The organism is Pseudomonas sp. Choline-02u-1 (genome assembly GCF_002836515.1).
Taxonomy (GTDB): Bacteria; Pseudomonadota; Gammaproteobacteria; order Pseudomonadales; family Pseudomonadaceae; genus Aquipseudomonas.
In genome coordinates this window covers 352,081-368,216 of the sequence record NZ_PJBC01000003.1, presented here as the reverse complement: position 1 = coordinate 368,216, position 16,136 = coordinate 352,081, and the positions used below count along the sequence as shown (strand labels likewise).

At 60.5% G+C, this 16,136-nt stretch carries 15 protein-coding genes; 2 read left to right on the top strand and 13 right to left on the bottom strand.

All coding sequences use genetic code 11. The features are described from left to right. Nucleotides 1–87: 87 nt before the first annotated feature. The 6 genes from acpP to CXF97_RS03765 all read right to left on the bottom strand — a co-directional run bounded on the left by acpP (nt 88) and on the right by CXF97_RS03765 (nt 4,080). The gene (gene acpP, locus CXF97_RS03790; protein ID WP_003175607.1) at nt 88–324 is read right to left on the bottom strand and encodes an acyl carrier protein; all 237 of its coding nucleotides are present in this window, start codon (nt 322–324) and stop codon (nt 88–90) included. A 196-nt stretch (nt 325–520) separates the two neighbouring features. Further along, on the bottom strand, nt 521–1,264 hold the full coding sequence (gene fabG, locus CXF97_RS03785; RefSeq protein ID WP_101156229.1) for a 3-oxoacyl-ACP reductase FabG: 744 nt from the start codon (nt 1,262–1,264) through the stop codon (nt 521–523). Between the two features lie 16 nt (nt 1,265–1,280). Beyond that, nucleotides 1,281–2,219: an ACP S-malonyltransferase gene (gene fabD / locus CXF97_RS03780; protein ID WP_101156226.1), complete on the bottom strand. Its 939-nt coding sequence runs from the start codon at nt 2,217–2,219 to the stop codon at nt 1,281–1,283. Nucleotides 2,220–2,341: 122 nt separating this feature from the next. Next, entirely contained in the window at nt 2,342–3,352 is a 1,011-nt protein-coding gene (plsX, locus tag CXF97_RS03775; RefSeq protein WP_101156207.1) for a phosphate acyltransferase PlsX, read from the bottom strand. A 4-nt stretch (nt 3,353–3,356) separates the two neighbouring features. Next, a complete protein-coding gene (gene rpmF, locus CXF97_RS03770; RefSeq protein WP_003179396.1) occupies nt 3,357–3,539 on the bottom strand; it encodes a 50S ribosomal protein L32 in 183 nt (60 codons plus the stop codon). Nucleotides 3,540–3,552: 13 nt separating this feature from the next. Continuing rightward, nucleotides 3,553–4,080: a YceD family protein gene (locus tag CXF97_RS03765; protein WP_003204262.1), complete on the bottom strand. Its 528-nt coding sequence runs from the start codon at nt 4,078–4,080 to the stop codon at nt 3,553–3,555. 105 nt (nt 4,081–4,185) lie between these two features. Between CXF97_RS03765 and CXF97_RS03760 the strand changes: the two genes are divergently transcribed. Then, nucleotides 4,186–4,764: a nucleoside triphosphate pyrophosphatase gene (locus CXF97_RS03760; protein WP_101156204.1), complete on the top strand. Its 579-nt coding sequence runs from the start codon at nt 4,186–4,188 to the stop codon at nt 4,762–4,764. 85 nt (nt 4,765–4,849) lie between these two features. Here the strand turns inward: CXF97_RS03760 and sppA are convergent, their stop codons facing one another. From sppA to rluC, 3 genes are read right to left on the bottom strand one after another with little or no spacing between them, the layout of a single operon-like run. Beyond that, entirely contained in the window at nt 4,850–5,839 is a 990-nt protein-coding gene (sppA, locus tag CXF97_RS03755; RefSeq protein WP_101156201.1) for a signal peptide peptidase SppA, read from the bottom strand. Nucleotides 5,840–5,863: 24 nt separating this feature from the next. Beyond that, nucleotides 5,864–6,526, bottom strand: a complete 663-nt coding sequence (locus CXF97_RS03750; protein WP_101156199.1) for an HAD-IA family hydrolase — start codon at nt 6,524–6,526, stop codon at nt 5,864–5,866. Continuing rightward, the gene (rluC, locus tag CXF97_RS03745; RefSeq protein ID WP_101156196.1) at nt 6,513–7,472 is read right to left on the bottom strand and encodes a 23S rRNA pseudouridine(955/2504/2580) synthase RluC; all 960 of its coding nucleotides are present in this window, start codon (nt 7,470–7,472) and stop codon (nt 6,513–6,515) included. The genes CXF97_RS03750 and rluC overlap by 14 nt, the downstream gene beginning before the upstream one ends. Before the next feature lie 699 nt (nt 7,473–8,171). On the opposite strand from rluC, the gene rne reads away from it, so the two are divergent. Next, nucleotides 8,172–11,417 carry a ribonuclease E gene (gene rne, locus CXF97_RS03735; protein WP_101156193.1) on the top strand — a complete coding sequence of 1,082 codons (3,246 nt, stop codon included), beginning with the start codon at nt 8,172–8,174 and terminating at the stop codon, nt 11,415–11,417. A 118-nt stretch (nt 11,418–11,535) separates the two neighbouring features. Here rne and CXF97_RS03730 read toward each other — a convergent pair whose 3' ends face one another. The 4 genes from CXF97_RS03730 to CXF97_RS03715 are packed head-to-tail and all read right to left on the bottom strand — an operon-like array spanning nt 11,536 to nt 15,892. Beyond that, the gene (locus CXF97_RS03730) at nt 11,536–12,126 is read right to left on the bottom strand and encodes a nucleotidyltransferase family protein (RefSeq protein WP_101156191.1); all 591 of its coding nucleotides are present in this window, start codon (nt 12,124–12,126) and stop codon (nt 11,536–11,538) included. Further along, on the bottom strand, nt 12,123–13,103 hold the full coding sequence (locus tag CXF97_RS03725; protein WP_101156188.1) for an XdhC family protein: 981 nt from the start codon (nt 13,101–13,103) through the stop codon (nt 12,123–12,125). The genes CXF97_RS03730 and CXF97_RS03725 overlap by 4 nt, the downstream gene beginning before the upstream one ends. Next, on the bottom strand, nt 13,104–15,425 hold the full coding sequence (locus tag CXF97_RS03720) for a xanthine dehydrogenase family protein molybdopterin-binding subunit (protein ID WP_101156185.1): 2,322 nt from the start codon (nt 15,423–15,425) through the stop codon (nt 13,104–13,106). Next, nucleotides 15,422–15,892: a (2Fe-2S)-binding protein gene (locus tag CXF97_RS03715; protein ID WP_101156182.1), complete on the bottom strand. Its 471-nt coding sequence runs from the start codon at nt 15,890–15,892 to the stop codon at nt 15,422–15,424. The genes CXF97_RS03720 and CXF97_RS03715 overlap by 4 nt, the downstream gene beginning before the upstream one ends. Between the last annotated feature and the right edge of the window lie 244 nt (nt 15,893–16,136).

The window sequence follows — 16,136 nt, the reverse complement described above, 5'->3', positions numbered from 1 at the left end:
ACGACTTTGCATCAGGCCTAAAGAAAAAACCGCACGCCATGATGGCAGTGCGGTTTTTCCATGACAGCAAGCAACGATTACAAACTATTACGCCTGATGGCTGGTAACGTAGTCGATTGCAGCTTGTACAGTAGTGATCTTTTCAGCTTCTTCGTCAGGGATTTCGGTCTCGAATTCCTCTTCCAGAGCCATCACCAGCTCAACGGTGTCAAGGGAGTCGGCACCCAGGTCTTCTACGAAGGAAGCGGTGTTGACCACTTCTTCTTCCTTAACACCCAGTTGCTCGGCAACGATTTTCTTGACGCGCTCTTCGATGGTGCTCATACCTTGTTTTCACTCCTAATGGACAAATTCAGGCAGCTGGCCAGTGGGTAAGTGTATAGAAAGACTTTTCAGCTTTTCAACTGAAAGCTTCACTCCTCAAACCCTGCGACCCTCTGCCTATAAATAGATTGCAGCTTTATAACGGATTTTAGACAGCTCGTATGACATTTTTTTGAAGCAATCCGTCACATTTTACTTACATGTACATCCCGCCGTTCACCGGGATTGTAGCCCCGGTAACGTATGCCGCACCGTCGGATGCAAGAAAAGCGACCACGGACGCAATCTCTTGAGCTTGTCCCAGACGGCCCAGCGGAATCTGCGTCTGCAAGGCTTCACGCTGTGCTTCAGGCAGCTCGCGGGTCATATCGGTGTCGATAAACCCTGGGGTTACCGAGTTGACCGTAATAGAACGCGAACCGACTTCACGCGCCATCGCCCGGCTGAAACCTTCCAGACCGGCCTTGGCGGCTGCATAGTTTACTTGGCCGGCGTTGCCCATGGCACCCACCACCGAGCCAATACTGATAATTCGCCCCCAACGAGCCTTGGTCATGCCGCGCAGAACGCCCTTGGACAGGCGATACAGACTGTTCAGATTGGTATCGATCACGTCGTACCACTCGTCGTCTTTCATGCGCATCATCAGGTTATCGCGGGTGATACCGGCATTATTGACCAGAATCGCCACCGGCGCACCGAACTGTTCCTGAATGGCTGCCAACACGGCGCTGACCGATTCGTCGCTGGTGACATTGAGTTCGAAACCGGCACCCTGGATACCGTTTTCCTTCAGGGTCGCGGCAATGCGCTCAGCGCCCGACGCGGAGGTCGCGGTGCCAACAACGATGGCGCCCTGACGACCCAGTTCCAGTGCGATGGCCTGGCCGATACCGCGGCTTGCACCGGTAACCAGTGCAACTTTACCTTGCAGACTCATGCAAGTTTCTCCTGATTCAGGCCTGCGCTGCGCGAGCGGCAGCGAAGGCGTCTGGGGTATTGAGATTGGAAGTCGAAACGCCTTCGGCGCAACGCTTGTTCAGGCCAGCAAGGACTTTGCCTGGGCCGCATTCGACCAGATTCGTGGCGCCCTTGGCGGCCAACGTCTGCACCGATTCAACCCAGCGCACTGGCTTATAGAGCTGTTCGAGCAGATCGCGCTTGAGGGTTTCCAGATCGGCCGGCACTTGCGCGCTGACGTTCTGCACCACCGGGATCTGCGGAGCCTGCCAGTCGATGGCAGCAATGGATTCGGCGAAACGCTCGGCAGCCGGACGCATCAGCTCGCAGTGCGAAGGCACGCTTACCGGCAATGGCATGGCGCGCTTGGCGCCACGGGCCTTGCAGCCCTCAATGGCGCGCTCGACGGCTGCCTTGGCACCGGCAACCACGACTTGGCCCGGCGAGTTGAAATTCACCGCGCTGACGACTTCGCCTTGCGCCGCTTCGGCGCAGGCAGCCAGCACGTCGGCATCTTCCAGACCGAGGATCGCGGCCATGCCGCCCTGCCCGGCCGGAACCGCTTCCTGCATCAACTGACCACGGCGCTCGACGAGCTTGACCGCATCAGCAAGGGTCAGGCTGCCGGCAGCAACCAGCGCGCTGTATTCGCCAAGGCTGTGGCCGGCAACGAATGCCGGACGCGCACCACCTTCGGCCAGCCACAGACGCCACAGGGCGATCGAGGCGGTCAGAATGGCCGGTTGGGTTTTGTCGGTTTGGTTGAGCAGCTCTTCCGGGCCCTGCTGGGTCAGTGCCCACAGGTCGTAGCCCAGTGCAGCAGAGGCTTCTTGAAAGGTTTCGAGGATCAGCGGATGTTGCGCGCCCAGCTCGGCCAGCATGCCGAGGGACTGCGAACCCTGTCCTGGAAAGACGAATGCGAGGGAAGCAGACATGTAACAAGCCCCTAATGATCTTGTCGTCGGAAAATAACGCCCCGTTGGGACGCCAGAAACTGACAGTTTGGATGGCCCTTTGAACCGGGCGGTCACATTTAAGCATTGTCCGACGAAAACGCCTAAGACAACAGATCCTCCAGGCGACCGTGAAGACGCTCGGGCAGGTTCTCCTGAATCTCGATCAGCGCCCGCTGAATCGCACTCTGAAAGCCTTGAACCCCGGCCGATCCGTGACTCTTCACAACGATGCCCTGCAGGCCGAGAAAGCTTGCGCCATTATGTCGCGCCGGAGCCAGATCGGCCTGCAGACGCTTCATCAACGGCAGCGCCAAGGCGCCGACCGCGCGAGAAGCCATGTTTTTCTTGAACAAGGCTTCGATGCGCGCCGCAATCATCGTCGCAAGGCCTTCGCTGGACTTCAGCAGAATGTTGCCGACGAAGCCGTCACACACCACCACATCCGCCTCACCGCGATACAAGCCGTCGCCTTCGATGAAGCCGACGTAATTGATCCCGCGTGCAGCCTGCAGCAGCGTCGCTGCCAATTTGACCTGCTGATTGCCCTTGATGTCTTCGGTGCCGATGTTCAGCAACGCCACACGCGGACGGACGATGCCCAGGGTCTGCGCGGCCACCGAACCCATCACCGCGAACTGCAGCAGGTGCTCGGCGCTGCAATCGACGTTGGCGCCAAGATCGAGCAACTGGCAATAACCGGTCTGCGTCGGAATCGCCGCAACCATCGCCGGACGATCAATGCCTGGCAATGTCTTGAGCACGAATCGCGACAACGCCATTAACGCGCCGGTATTGCCAGCACTGACACAGGCTTGCACCTTGCCATCGCGAAGCAACTCAAGGGCAACACGCATCGACGAATCCGGCTTGCCACGCAGGGCCTGGGCAGGTTTTTCATCCATGGTGATGACTTCGCTGGCCGGCACAATCGTCAGGCGCGCGCGATCGGCAGCCGATTGGCCGTTGATCAGTTCTTCAAGAAGGGAGGGTTGACCGACGAGGGTCAGGTGCAGCGAGGGCGTAGCAGACAGGCAAGCGAGGCTGGCCTGAACAATGCTGCGGGGACCGAAGTCCCCGCCCATTGCGTCAATCGCGATGACTTGAGCGGACAAGTGATTACTCGTCAGCGCCCTTGTCGATCACTTTACGGCCACGGTATACGCCTTCTGGCGATACGTGGTGACGCAGGTGAACTTCACCGGTGGTTTTTTCTACAGACAGGGTGCTAGCCTCGAGAGCGTCGTGCGAACGGCGCATGTCACGGGCAGAGCGGGATTTTTTGTTCTGCTGAACAGCCATAATTGATTAACTCCTAAACGTTTGGGTCACGCTTTAACTGCGCCAATACACTGAACGGGTTGGACCGCGTTACCTCGTCCTCGCTCGGTTCGGGCTCATCTGCTCCCGCCGGCTGCTGGCATTCTTCCGGATGATGAGCAGGCACAATGGGCAAGGCGAGCAGAAGCTCCTCCTCGATCAGTGACTGCAGATCCAATGGATCTTCGCCCAGTTCCAGCACGTCATAACCTTTCGGCAACGACTGGGTATTCGCACCCTCCTTCACCACGGCGTAACTGCATTCGCTGTGGATCGGCAGGGTGACCAGCTCAAGACAACGCTGGCAGACCATTTTGACTTCGGTGTCGATAAAGCTGTGGATCACCACAGACTTACGTTCATCTCGTTCAAAAACGAATTTGGCCTGCACCGTACCGACATCGTCGGAAAGCGGGTCGCAGAGTCTCTTCAAATCGGCCAGCAGCAGTTCACCTTGAAGGGTGGTGCCACGGTCAGCCAATTTGCGCGGGTCAACGTGAGGTGGAATCGGGTCATTCAACATAGGCGCAGCATTATAGGGATGCACCCACCCATGTCAAAGGAAATTGTGCCCTGTCCGTCACTTGCGCGCCTCCGCTAGAATCCGCACCTGCCTCAGGAGACGTCCATGCTGCCTTTATTACTTGCTTCAAGCTCGACTTATCGTCGTGAATTGCTCGCCCGCCTGCACCTGCCGTTCGTCTGCAGCTCGCCGGACATCGACGAAAGCCACCGCCCGGGCGAATCCGCGATCGATCTGGTCAAACGCCTCGCCGAGGAAAAAGCCCGCGCCCTGACGGACAGCCACCCTGCTCATCTGATCATTGGCTCGGATCAGGTCGCCGTCCTCGGCGAGCAAATCATTGGCAAGCCACACACCTTCGAAAAGGCTCGCGAGCAATTGGTGGCGGCCAGCGGCGCAAGCGTGACATTCCTAACCGGCCTGACCCTGCTCAACAGCCAGACCGGGCAATGCCAGGTCGACTGCGTGCCGTTTACCGTGCACATGCGTCAGCTGGATCAGGCGCGCATCGAACGCTATCTGCGCATCGAGCAGCCGTACGACTGCGCGGGCAGCTTCAAGGCAGAGGGATTGGGCGTGAGCCTGTTTCAATCGACCGAAGGCCCGGATGCCACCAGCCTGATTGGCCTGCCGCTGATTCGCCTGATCGACATGTTGTTGGTCGAAGGCGTGCAAATCCCTTGAAAGCAAAAGATCGCAGCCTTCGGCAGTCCTGCACCGATCCATGCAAGAGCTGTCGCAGACTGCGATCTTTTGAGCTTGAAACGATTTAACGCAACGAAGGCCCGTGGAAACCCATCCACATCGCCAACTGCTCAGCCACGCTGGCACCGAGCTTTTTCGAAAAGCGATCGAACGGCGATTCCTGCACGGTGAAATCCACCAGCTCCTTCTCGCCAATCACATCACGCGCTACCGAACTGGCACTGCCCAGGCCATCGATCAGGCCCAGCGGCAATGCCTGCTCACCCGACCAGACCAGCCCGGAAAACAGCTCCGGATGCTCTTTGTCCTTCAGGCGATCACCACGACCCTGCTTGACGCTGTTGATGAACTGCTTGTGCGTGGTGTCGAGCACGCTTTGCCAGAATGCGGTTTCTTCAGCCTTTTGCGGCTGGAACGGATCCAGGAATGCCTTGTGCTCGCCCGAGGTGTAGGTGCGACGCTCAACGCCGAGTTTCTCCATGGTGCCGACGAAACCGTAACCCGCCGCCGTCACGCCGATCGAGCCGACCAGACTGGCCTTGTCGGCGTAAATTTGATCCGCCGCACTGGCGATGTAATAGGCGCCCGAAGCACCAAGATCGGAAATCACTGCGTAGAGCTTGATCTCTGGATGCAGGCCACGCAGACGCTTGATCTCGTCATAGACATAACCGGACTGCACCGGACTGCCGCCCGGACTGTTGATGCGCAGGACTACGCCCTTGACCTTTTTGTCTTCGAACGCCGCGCGCAGGCTGCCAACGATATTGTCAGCGCTGGCCGGCTCCTTGTCGGCGATCACGCCGTCGATCTCGATCAACGCCGTGTAGTTCGGACCGCGGGTGGCGCTTTTTTCCATGTCCATCAGCGGCGTGAACAACAGCAGAGCAACAAACAGATAAACAAACGTCAGCAGCTTGAAGAAAATCCCCCAACGCCGCGACCGACGCTGCTCCTGGACACCGGCCAGCAAAGTCTTTTCCAACAGCTTCCAGCTTTTCGCGTCACCGTCGTCGGCACTTGCCTTGGCCGGTGCTTTCCATTCGTCGGTCATGCCATCTACCCCAGCAAAAACGTATTAAGCCCGCTGACCCAGCCAGGCATGCAATTCAGAAAAACGGTCGATCGACAGGCGCGGCTCGAACTGCTGCAGGGACTCGATCGATTGCGCGCCATAACTGACCGCCACCGAATCCATCCCCGCGTTGCGCGCCATCAGCAGATCGAAGGACGAGTCGCCGACCATCAGCGCCTGCTCCGGACGCACGCCACAGTGGCTGACGATCTGCTCAAGCATCAGAGGGTGCGGTTTGCTGGCAGTTTCATCGGCAGCGCGGGTGATATCGAAATAATCGTCCCAACCGTTGGCTTTGAGCACACGATCCAGTCCGCGACGGTTTTTGCCCGTCGCTACCGCCAGGTGATAACCCTGTTCGCGAAACGACGCCATCGACTCGACCACGCCTTCGAACAGCGGCGAAGGCACCGCTTCGGCAGCAATGTAGTGATCGGCGTAGTACTCGCGAAACGCGAGCATTTCTGCGTCGCTGATTTCGGGATACAGCGTGCGAATCGCTTCCGGCAAGCCGAGACCGATGATGCCTTTGACGGCGAAATCATCGCGCAGCTCGAAGCCGGAACGCCCGGACGCCGAGTGCATGGCCTCGACGATCCGATGAATGGAATCGGCGAGGGTGCCGTCCCAGTCGAAAATCAGCAGCTTGTAATCAGATGGGCGCACTCAATCGCTCCACTGTTTTGGCCCACATTTCATCGACGGGCGCTTGCAAATTCAGCTTGCCGCCGTCGGGCAGCGGCACGGTCAGCATGTAGGCGTGCAGGAACAGACGCTTGCCGCCCAAATCGCGGATTTCCCTGGTGAAATCCTCGTCGCCATACTTGCTGTCACCCGCAATGCAATGGCCAGCATGCAAGGTGTGCACGCGAATCTGGTGGGTACGACCGGTAACCGGTTTAGCCTCGACCATGGTGGCGAAATCGCCGAAGCGGCGCAGCACCTTGAACATCGTCAGGGCTTCTTTGCCTTCATCGTTGACCTCGACCATGCGCTCGCCGGAACGCAGATTGCTCTTGAGCAACGGTGCACGAACCTGCTTGATCGACGTAGCCCAGTTGCCACGGACCAGCGCCATGTAGCGCTTGTCGACGCCATCGCCGCGCAGTTGCTCGTGCAGGTGGCGCAACATGCTGCGCTTCTTGGCAATCATGAGCAGGCCGGAGGTGTCACGGTCGAGACGGTGAACCAGCTCCAGCTCCTTGGCATCGGGACGCAACTGACGAAAAGCTTCGATCACACCAAAATTCAGCCCGCTTCCGCCGTGAACCGCAATGCCGGCAGGCTTGTTGATCACGATCAGGGCCTTGTCTTCGAAGACGATCGAAGCTTCCAGGCGCTGCAACAGCCCCTGGGCCAGCGGCACCGGTTCGTCGCGTTCAGGCACGCGAACCGGCGGCACGCGCACGATGTCGCCGGCCTGCAGCTTGTATTCGGGCTTGATCCGCCCCTTGTTCACGCGCACTTCGCCTTTGCGCAAAATGCGGTAAATCAAGGTCTTGGGCACGCCTTTGAGCCGGGCGAGGAGAAAGTTGTCGATTCGTTGGCCGGCATACTCCGGCGAGACTTCAAGCAATTGAACGCCTGGAGTCGAAGGGGCAGTAGTTGTCATGCCGCGGATGATAACAATTTTTATGGAATTGAAGCACTTAATCATTGCTGCTATAGTCGCGAACGCCGCCAAAAGCGGCCTGGACAGCGGAACCACGGTCAACGACCGGCCCTGACCAACGCAATTCACCAGGGCGCGAGGCCGTCCTACGGGGCTTTCGCTACGTAACGGTGGAGTTTGCGGTTGTAACGAGCGCAGGTGACATGAGGCCTGAATTACACCGCCGAGCAGAGTTCTGACTCGCACGGCAGGCAACATTCAAGGCCAGTTCACAAAGTGCAGTCGACTGCGAATGACCCCGAGCGAATGTTCCGGAAACATCGCCTGAATTAGCCATGATGCGTGACCTCCCCTTTCGGAGCTCACGGTAAATGCCAACCCGCTGCGGATTCTGCGCGCGGCAGCACCCGAATTATCAGGGATACGTGTAGGGTGGAGATGCACAACCGCCGGACTGTGTAGCAACAAGCTTTGATCAAGACGCTTCATCTCGTCCACAGCCGCTGTTTGATTCCTCCTCCTGACTGAGTGCTTAAGTAGCCACAGCAAGCAGGACGCGTACGTCGCGGTATCGGCCCAATTGGTCGGACATCGCTGGACACGGGAATGGCCAACCACTCCCGACGCACCTGACACCGACCGTGAGAAGTCGTGTGTGCCGAACGCCGTTTCCGGCAGCCCGGAAACCGACGGTACTACATGAAAAGAATGCTGATTAACGCAACTCAACCCGAAGAGTTGCGTGTTGCACTGGTAGATGGCCAGCGCCTCTACGACCTGGACATCGAATCCGGTGCACGCGAGCAGAAGAAGGCCAACATCTATAAAGGCCGCATCACTCGCATCGAACCAAGCCTTGAGGCTGCCTTTGTCGATTTCGGCTCCGAGCGCCACGGCTTCCTGCCCCTCAAAGAAATCTCCCGCGAATACTTCAAGAAAGCCCCTGAAGGCCGCGTCAACATCAAGGACGTCCTGAGCGAAGGCCAGGAAGTCATCGTTCAGGTCGAAAAAGAAGAGCGTGGCAACAAGGGCGCCGCCCTGACCACCTTCATCAGTCTGGCCGGTCGTTACCTCGTACTGATGCCGAACAACCCGCGTGCCGGCGGCATCTCCCGTCGCATCGAAGGCGAAGAGCGCAACGAACTGCGTGAAGCGCTGAACGGTCTGGTTGCTCCAGCCGACATGGGCCTGATCGTGCGCACTGCCGGCCTTGGCCGCAGCAGCGAAGAAATGCAGTGGGACCTCGATTACCTGCTGCAACTGTGGACCGCCATCAAAGAAGCCTCGCTGGATCGCTCCGCGCCATTCCTGATCTACCAGGAAAGCAACGTGATCATCCGCGCCATCCGCGATTACCTGCGCCAGGACATCGGCGAAGTGCTGATCGACAGCGTTGAAGCCCAGGACGAAGCCCTGACCTTCATCCGCCAGGTGATGCCGCAGTACGCCAGCAAGATCAAGCTGTACGAAGACAGCGTGCCGCTGTTCAACCGTTTCCAGATCGAAAGCCAAATCGAGACCGCATTCCAGCGCGTCGTCGAACTGCCTTCCGGCGGCTCCATCGTCATCGATCCGACCGAAGCCCTGGTGTCCATCGACATCAACTCGGCGCGCGCCACCAAAGGCAGCGACATCGAAGAAACCGCCCTGCAGACCAACCTTGAAGCCGCCGAAGAAATCGCCCGTCAGTTGCGCCTGCGCGACATCGGCGGCCTGATCGTCATCGACTTCATCGACATGACTCCGGCCAAGAACCAGCGCGCCGTGGAAGAGAAAGTCCGCGAATGCCTGGAAGCCGACCGTGCACGCGTGCAGATCGGTCGCATTTCGCGCTTCGGCCTGCTGGAAATGTCCCGCCAACGCCTGCGTCCATCGCTCGGCGAAAGCAGCGGCATCGTCTGCCCGCGTTGCAACGGCACCGGCATCATCCGTGACGTTGAATCGCTGTCGCTGGCAATCCTGCGCCTGATCGAAGAAGAAGCTCTGAAGGACCGCACCGCCGAAGTTCGCGCACAAGTGCCGATCCCGGTCGCCGCGTTCCTGCTCAACGAAAAACGCAACTCGATCACCAAGATCGAACTGCGCACCCGTGCCCGCATCGTCATTCTGCCGAACGATCATCTCGAGACGCCGCACTTCGAAGTCCAGCGTCTGCGTGATGACAGCCCGGAAGCTGCGACCAACCAGTCCAGCTACGAAATCGCTGCAGCCGCTGCCGAAGTCGAAGAAGTCCAGCCAGCCGCTGCGACCCGCACCCTGGTTCGCCAGGAAGCTGCAGTGAAGACTGCGCCGGCCCGTGCCAACGCGCCGGTGCCGACTGATGTTGCACCTGCCGCGCCTGCTCCGGCACCGGTTGCCGCACCTGAGCCAAGCCTGTTCAAGGGTCTGGTGAAGTCGCTGGTGAGCCTGTTCGCCACCAAGGAAGAGCCAGCCGCACCGGTTGTCGTTGCGAAACCGGCTGCCACCGAGCGTCCGGCCCGTAACGAAGAGCGCCGCAACGGTCGTCAACAGAGCCGCAACCGTAACGGTCGCCGCGATGAAGAACGCAAGCCGCGCGAAGAACGTGCTCCACGTGAAGAACGCGCACCTCGCGAGCCACGTGAAGAGCGTCAGCCACGTGAAGCCCGTGAGCCGCGTGAAGCGCGCAGCGAAGCACCGGTGGCCCGCGAAGAGCGCGCACCACGTGCCCCCCGCGAAGAACGTGCACCGCGCGCACCGCGTGAAGATCGCAAGCCGCGTGGCGAGCGTGAAGAACGCGTGCGTGAACTGCGCGAACCGCTGGACGCCGTGCCAGCCGTAGCCGCAGCAGCCGTAACCGCTGAAGAGCGTCCGGCTCGTCAGCCACGCGAAGAGCGCGCTCCACGTCCGCCGCGTGAAGAGCGTCAACCGCGTGCCGAACAGGCCGCTGCTGCCGTTGCCGAAGACGAAGTGAACACCAATAACGAAGAGCAACTGCCGGAAGACGGTCAGGACAACGCCGAAGGCGATCGTCCACGTCGTCGCTCCCGTGGTCAGCGTCGTCGCAGCAACCGTCGCGAGCGTCAACGTGATGCCAACGGCAACGTGATCGAAGGTTCGGAAGAATCCGAGTCCGCCGAAAACGCTGGCGAGCCAAGCAATGCCGATCTGGCCGCTGGCCTGGCCGTTACCGCCGCCGTTGCCAGCAGCACCATTAGCGCTCCGGCTGAAGCCGAGGCCCACGAGCAGGCTGAACGCGCCACCGCCGCTACTTTGGAAACTGTTCCAGTTGAAGCGCCGGCTGTCGAAGCCACCTCCCCAGTGGAAGTGACTGCTGCACCGGAAATCGAAATGGCCCCGGTCAGCGAAGCTCAGCCTCAGGTTGAAGCGGCTGCGCAAGCTGTCGTTGAAGCGCCCGTTGTTGCAGCCGAGCCAGCGGTTGATACCGTCACTGAAGACGTGACCAAAACCGTGCGCGAAGTTCGCGAAGAGCAGACTGCGTTCAACTGGGTTGCCGAGCCGGCCGTCACCGAAGCTCCGGCGCCAGTCGCTGAAGCCGAAGTACCGCCAGCCATGGTCTCCGAGCCAGTTGTTGCAGCGGCCGAACCGGCACCGGCGCCAGTGGTTGAAGCACCGGTTGCTGAAGCTCAGGTTGAGGAAGCGCCAGCTGCAGTCGAAGCGCCAGCCCCGGTGGTTGAAGCACCGGCTCCGGTCAGCGCCCTGACGCCAAACGGCCGCGCGCCAAACGATCCGCGTGAAGTGCGCCGTCGCAAGCGTGAAGCCGAGCGCCTGCAGAAGGAAGCCGAACTGGCTGCCGCTTCGGCGCCAGCCGCTGCAACTGAAGTGGTCGAGGCAGCCCCTGCCCCTGTCGCTGAAGAAGCATCGGTCGAAGCGGTAATCGCCGAAGCGCCCCGCTCCGTTCAGGACGCGGTCGAGCAGCGCGAAGAAGCCCAGGAGAAAGAGCACGAGCCTAAACCACTCGTGTAATTCCTGAAGCTGTTAAAAAGCCCCGCCCGGTGAAAGCCTGGCGGGGCTTTTTATTGCCTGTTTATCAGATCAAAAGATCGTCCGAAGGCTCGGGCCGCGTTCGGAGGATCTTTTGCTGTTATTTGAAAACCAAAGCCTCTGGCACATCGACATCCCACAACACCCCGGGATCATCCACCGCCACTTCAACCACCCGAGCCTGCGCAAACAACGGCCGCGCCCCGCGATCGCCGATCAGGGCCTGCAACTGCGCGCCGAACCCACGGCCAAACCCTACCGGATGGCCAAATTCGCCGTTCAGCACCGGCACGCTCACCGCCTCATCAGCCATCGCCGCGAGCACTCGCTCGATACTCGAAGGCAAGATAAACGGCATATCGCCGAGCACAATCAACCAGCCATCAGCGTCCGGGCAAGCGGCAACACCTGCGGCAATGCTGTCGCCCATGCCGGTCGATTCGATCGACACCACGTCGCAGCCGTAAGCCTGAGCCATGCGCATTGCCTGCGGGCGCGCTTCGGTCGTAACCAGTACGCGCTGGTTGAGACTGGCCGGCAGGTTCACCAGGACCTGCTCGATGACCGAACGCACTGCGCCGTCACGTCCGGTGCAGTCAGCGAGCAATTTGTCCTTGTCGGGGCCGGCGATCTGGCGAAAACGATTGCCCTCGCCCGCCGCCAGCACGATCACTGCGATGGATTGGCTCATGCGCCCTCCAGCGGTTTCTTCTGTTTGAGCTCCACACCGTTCTTGATCGCAACAATTTCCGCCAGCAGCGACAAGGCGATCTCTGCCGGCGAGTGGCTGCCGATGTGCAGGCCGATCGGCCCGTGCAAGCGATCAATCGACGCTTGGGACAAACCTAGCTGAGCGAGGTTTTCCCGTCGCTTTTGGCTGTTGACCCGCGAGCCCAGCGCGCCGACGTAAAACGCCGGCGAGTCGAGCGCGGTGAGCAAAGCCATGTCATCCAGACGTGGATCGTGAGTCAAGGCAACAATCGCCGTACGCTCGTCGGTCTGAATGTTCAACACCGCCTCGTCCGGCATGCCGGGAACGAAGCGGCCATGCTGCTCTTCCCAGCCGTAAACGAACTCGGTGCGTGGATCGCAGATCAGCACCTCGAAATCCAGCAGCCGCGCCATGTCGGCAACGTAGCGCGACAACTGCCCGGCGCCGATCAGTAACAAGCGCCAGCGCGGGCCGTAAATCGCTCGCAAAACCTTGCCGTCGAATACCAGCGAATCGGACTTGGTTGCCGGAGCCAGCGACACGTCGCCGGTCTGGATGTTCAGTTCCCGGGCCACGATTTCATGGTTTTCGCAACGCTGCAGCAGCTCGGCCACCCACGCCGGGTCGCCGACATGCTCCTCGGTCAGGCGCAACGTGCCGCCGCAAGGCAGGCCGAAACGCGCGGCCTCCTCACGGGTCACGCCGTAGGTAATCATCTGCACCGGCGGGCCGTCGGTGGCGATGCGACCGTCGTGCAGTCGCGCGATCAGGTCATCTTCGACACAGCCGCCCGACACCGAACCGATCACCACGCCATCTTCGCGCAAGGCGAGCATGGCGCCGGGCGAGCGCGGCGCCGTGCCCCATGTCTGCACGACGCTGAACAGCACCACCCGCTGTCCGGCGCGGCGCCATTCAAGCACGCTACGCAGAACGTTGAGATCGACGCTGTCCATTCACGCCTCCGCCTTCTGCCAGCCTTGCAGCTGATAACGCACCGGCAGATTGCGAATGCGTTTGCCGGTCGCGGCGAAGATCGCATTGCACAGCGCCGGCGCAATCGGCGGCACACCAGGCTCGCCCACGCCACCCAACGGCACGTCACCCGGCGGCGTGACCAAGTGCACCGCAACCTCCTTGGGCGCCAGCGACATGCGCGCGACCTCGTACATATGGAAGTTATCCTGCTGGACCTTGCCGTCCTTGAAGCTGATTTCGCCAAGCACGGCGTTGCCCAAGCCCATGACGCACGCGCCTTCGAACTGCGAACGGATGCGCTCAGGGTTGATCTGCGGCCCGCAGTCCACCGCGATGTCGGCCTTGTGCACGATCAGGGAACCGTCGTCCTTGACCTCGACTTCGATCGCTGCCGCCACATAGGTGACGAAGCTGTAATGCACCGCCAGACCGAGGCCGCGGCCCTTGGGCAGTTTGCGCCCCCAACCGGCAGCCTTGGCGGCAGTTTCCAGCACCGTGCGCATGCGTCCGGTGTCGATCGGATAACGCTCGGGCGATTCGCCGTAATTCCACTCCTCGCTCAAGGTGCGTGGATCGATCTGCCGATCCGGGCCGAGCAATTTGATCTGGTACTTGAGCGGATCTTCACCGGCCTTGTGCGCCAGTTCATCGACGAAGCTCTGAATGGCGAAACCGTGGGGAATGTTCGACACCGAGCGATACCAGCCGACCCGCGTGTGCACCTTGGCTTCGGGGTTTTCCAGGCGCACGTTGGGAATCGCGTAAGCCATGTTGGTAAAGCCCATGCCCAGCTCGAACGCCGCTTCATGGTTCATGTCCGGCGCAAACAGCGCGGTGATGCTCGGTGCCACGGTGCGATGCAGCCACCCGGACGGCATGCCATTCTTGTCGATGCCGGCCTTCAGATATTCCGCCGAGACGGTGTGGAAATACGAATTGTGGATGTCGTCTTCGCGCGTCCACTGCACACGCACAGACTTACCCGGAAACTCCTTGGCGAGAATCGCCGCTTCGACGACGAAGTCCGGTTTGGACTTGCGCCCGAAGCCACCGCCCAGCAGCGTTACGTTGAAGGTGACCTTTTCGAACGGTACGCCCAGGCGCTCGGCGATGCGCTCACGGGTGACCTGCGGTGCCTGACTCGGCGCCCAGGCTTCGCACACGCCGTCCTTGTACCGGGCAATGGCAACCATCGGTTCCATCGGCGCCTGGGCCAAGTGCGGCAGGTAATACGAAGCTTGAAGGGTACTGGCAGCGCCGCTCAAGGCCTTGTCGATGTCACCGGTATTGCGCACCACTTTGCCGGTTGTCAGCGACGCGGCTTCAAGCTCCTTGCGATAGGCAATCGAGTCATAACTGGCATTCGGGCCATCGTCCCACTCGATCTTCAGTGCCTCGCGACCTTTGATCGCCGCCCACGTATTGCTCGCCACGACTGCGACGCCACCCAGCGGCTGAAATTCCGAGGGCAACGGTCGGCCTTCGATCTGCATGACTTTTAACACGCCAGGGACTTTCAGCGCGGCACTGTCATCGAGGCTTTTGACCTTGCCGCCATACACCGCCGGGCGGGCGATGGTGGCGTAGAGCATGCCGTCAAAATGCACGTCGGCGCCGTACACTGCGCGGCCATTGACGATATCGGCACCGTCGATGGCCCTGGTGCCTTCCTTGCCGATGTAGCGAAATTCCGACGGCTGCTTGAGACGCAGGCTGTCACGCGCCGGCACCGCCAGCGCACTGGCCGCAGCGGCGAGTTCGCCGTAGCCCAGTTCGCGGCCGGAGGGTTTGTGAATGACCTTGTGCAGTTGCGCATGGCATTCGCCGACCGGCACTTTCCACTGGGCGGCGGCAGCTTGCTCAAGCATGGTTCGCGCCGCCGCACCGCAACGACGCATCGGCTCGTACCAGTGACGCATGCTGCGCGAGCCGTCGGTATCCTGGTTGCCGAAGCGCACTTCATCACCCGGCGCCTGCTGGACTTTAACCAGCGCCCAGTCGGCCTCGAGTTCGTCGGCAACCACCATGCTCAGGCTGGTGCGCACGCCCTGGCCCATTTCCGAGCGATTGCACACCACGGTGACGCTGCCATCGGCAGCAATGCTCACGTAAACCTTGGGGTCGTCAATCCATCCATTGGGCATGCCATCCGCGCCGAACTTCTTCGGCGCGTCATCGGCCAGCGCATCCTGCCAGCCCCAGCTCGCCGCGAGGACCAGCGCACTGGTGGCGCCGACGCCTTTGAGAAAGCCACGGCGGCTGAGATTGCTCAGGGCGAAATCATTCGGGACGTGGCTCATGCCTTCACCTCCTTCAGGTGAGTGGAGGCCTGGCGGATTGCGGTTTTGATCCGGTTATACGTGCCACAGCGGCAGATGTTGCCAACCATGGCTTCTTCGATCTGCTCATCGCTTGGGTTCGGGTTGGTTTTCAGCAATGCCGTTGCCGACATGATCTGCCCGCCTTGGCAATAACCGCATTGAGCGACTGCGGTGTCGAGCCACGCTTGCTGCACGACCTTGCCCACCGGGTCGGCGTGAAGGTTATCGATGGTGGTGACGTTCTGGCCGATCACCGAGCCGACCGGCGTGATGCAACTGCGTGCCGGCAGACCGTCGATATGGATGGTGCAGGCGCCGCACAGGCCCATGCCGCAACCGAATTTGGTGCCGTTGTAACCGGCGACGTCACGAATCGCCCACAACAGCGGCATGTCTTCGGTGACATCGAGGGAGTGGTCTTGACCGTTGAGTTTCAGGGTAATCATGGGCACGCCCGCATATTTTTTAGTGGTTATGGGGTCGAGCAATCTGCCGCCGGAAAATCAGCGGTGGGTTCGCGCAGATCGACTCAGGCTAATCAGGCTCTCTTGCGCCGACGGAGACGTCTGCAGCGGGCCTTTGGGTGGAGCAAATGGATGGTATCGTTAGCTCGCTAAGTTAACCCAGCATTAACAAAAAAGCCCTGCACTTTTTCATCAGTGCAGGGCTTTTGATGGCCTCAGGCAAGCG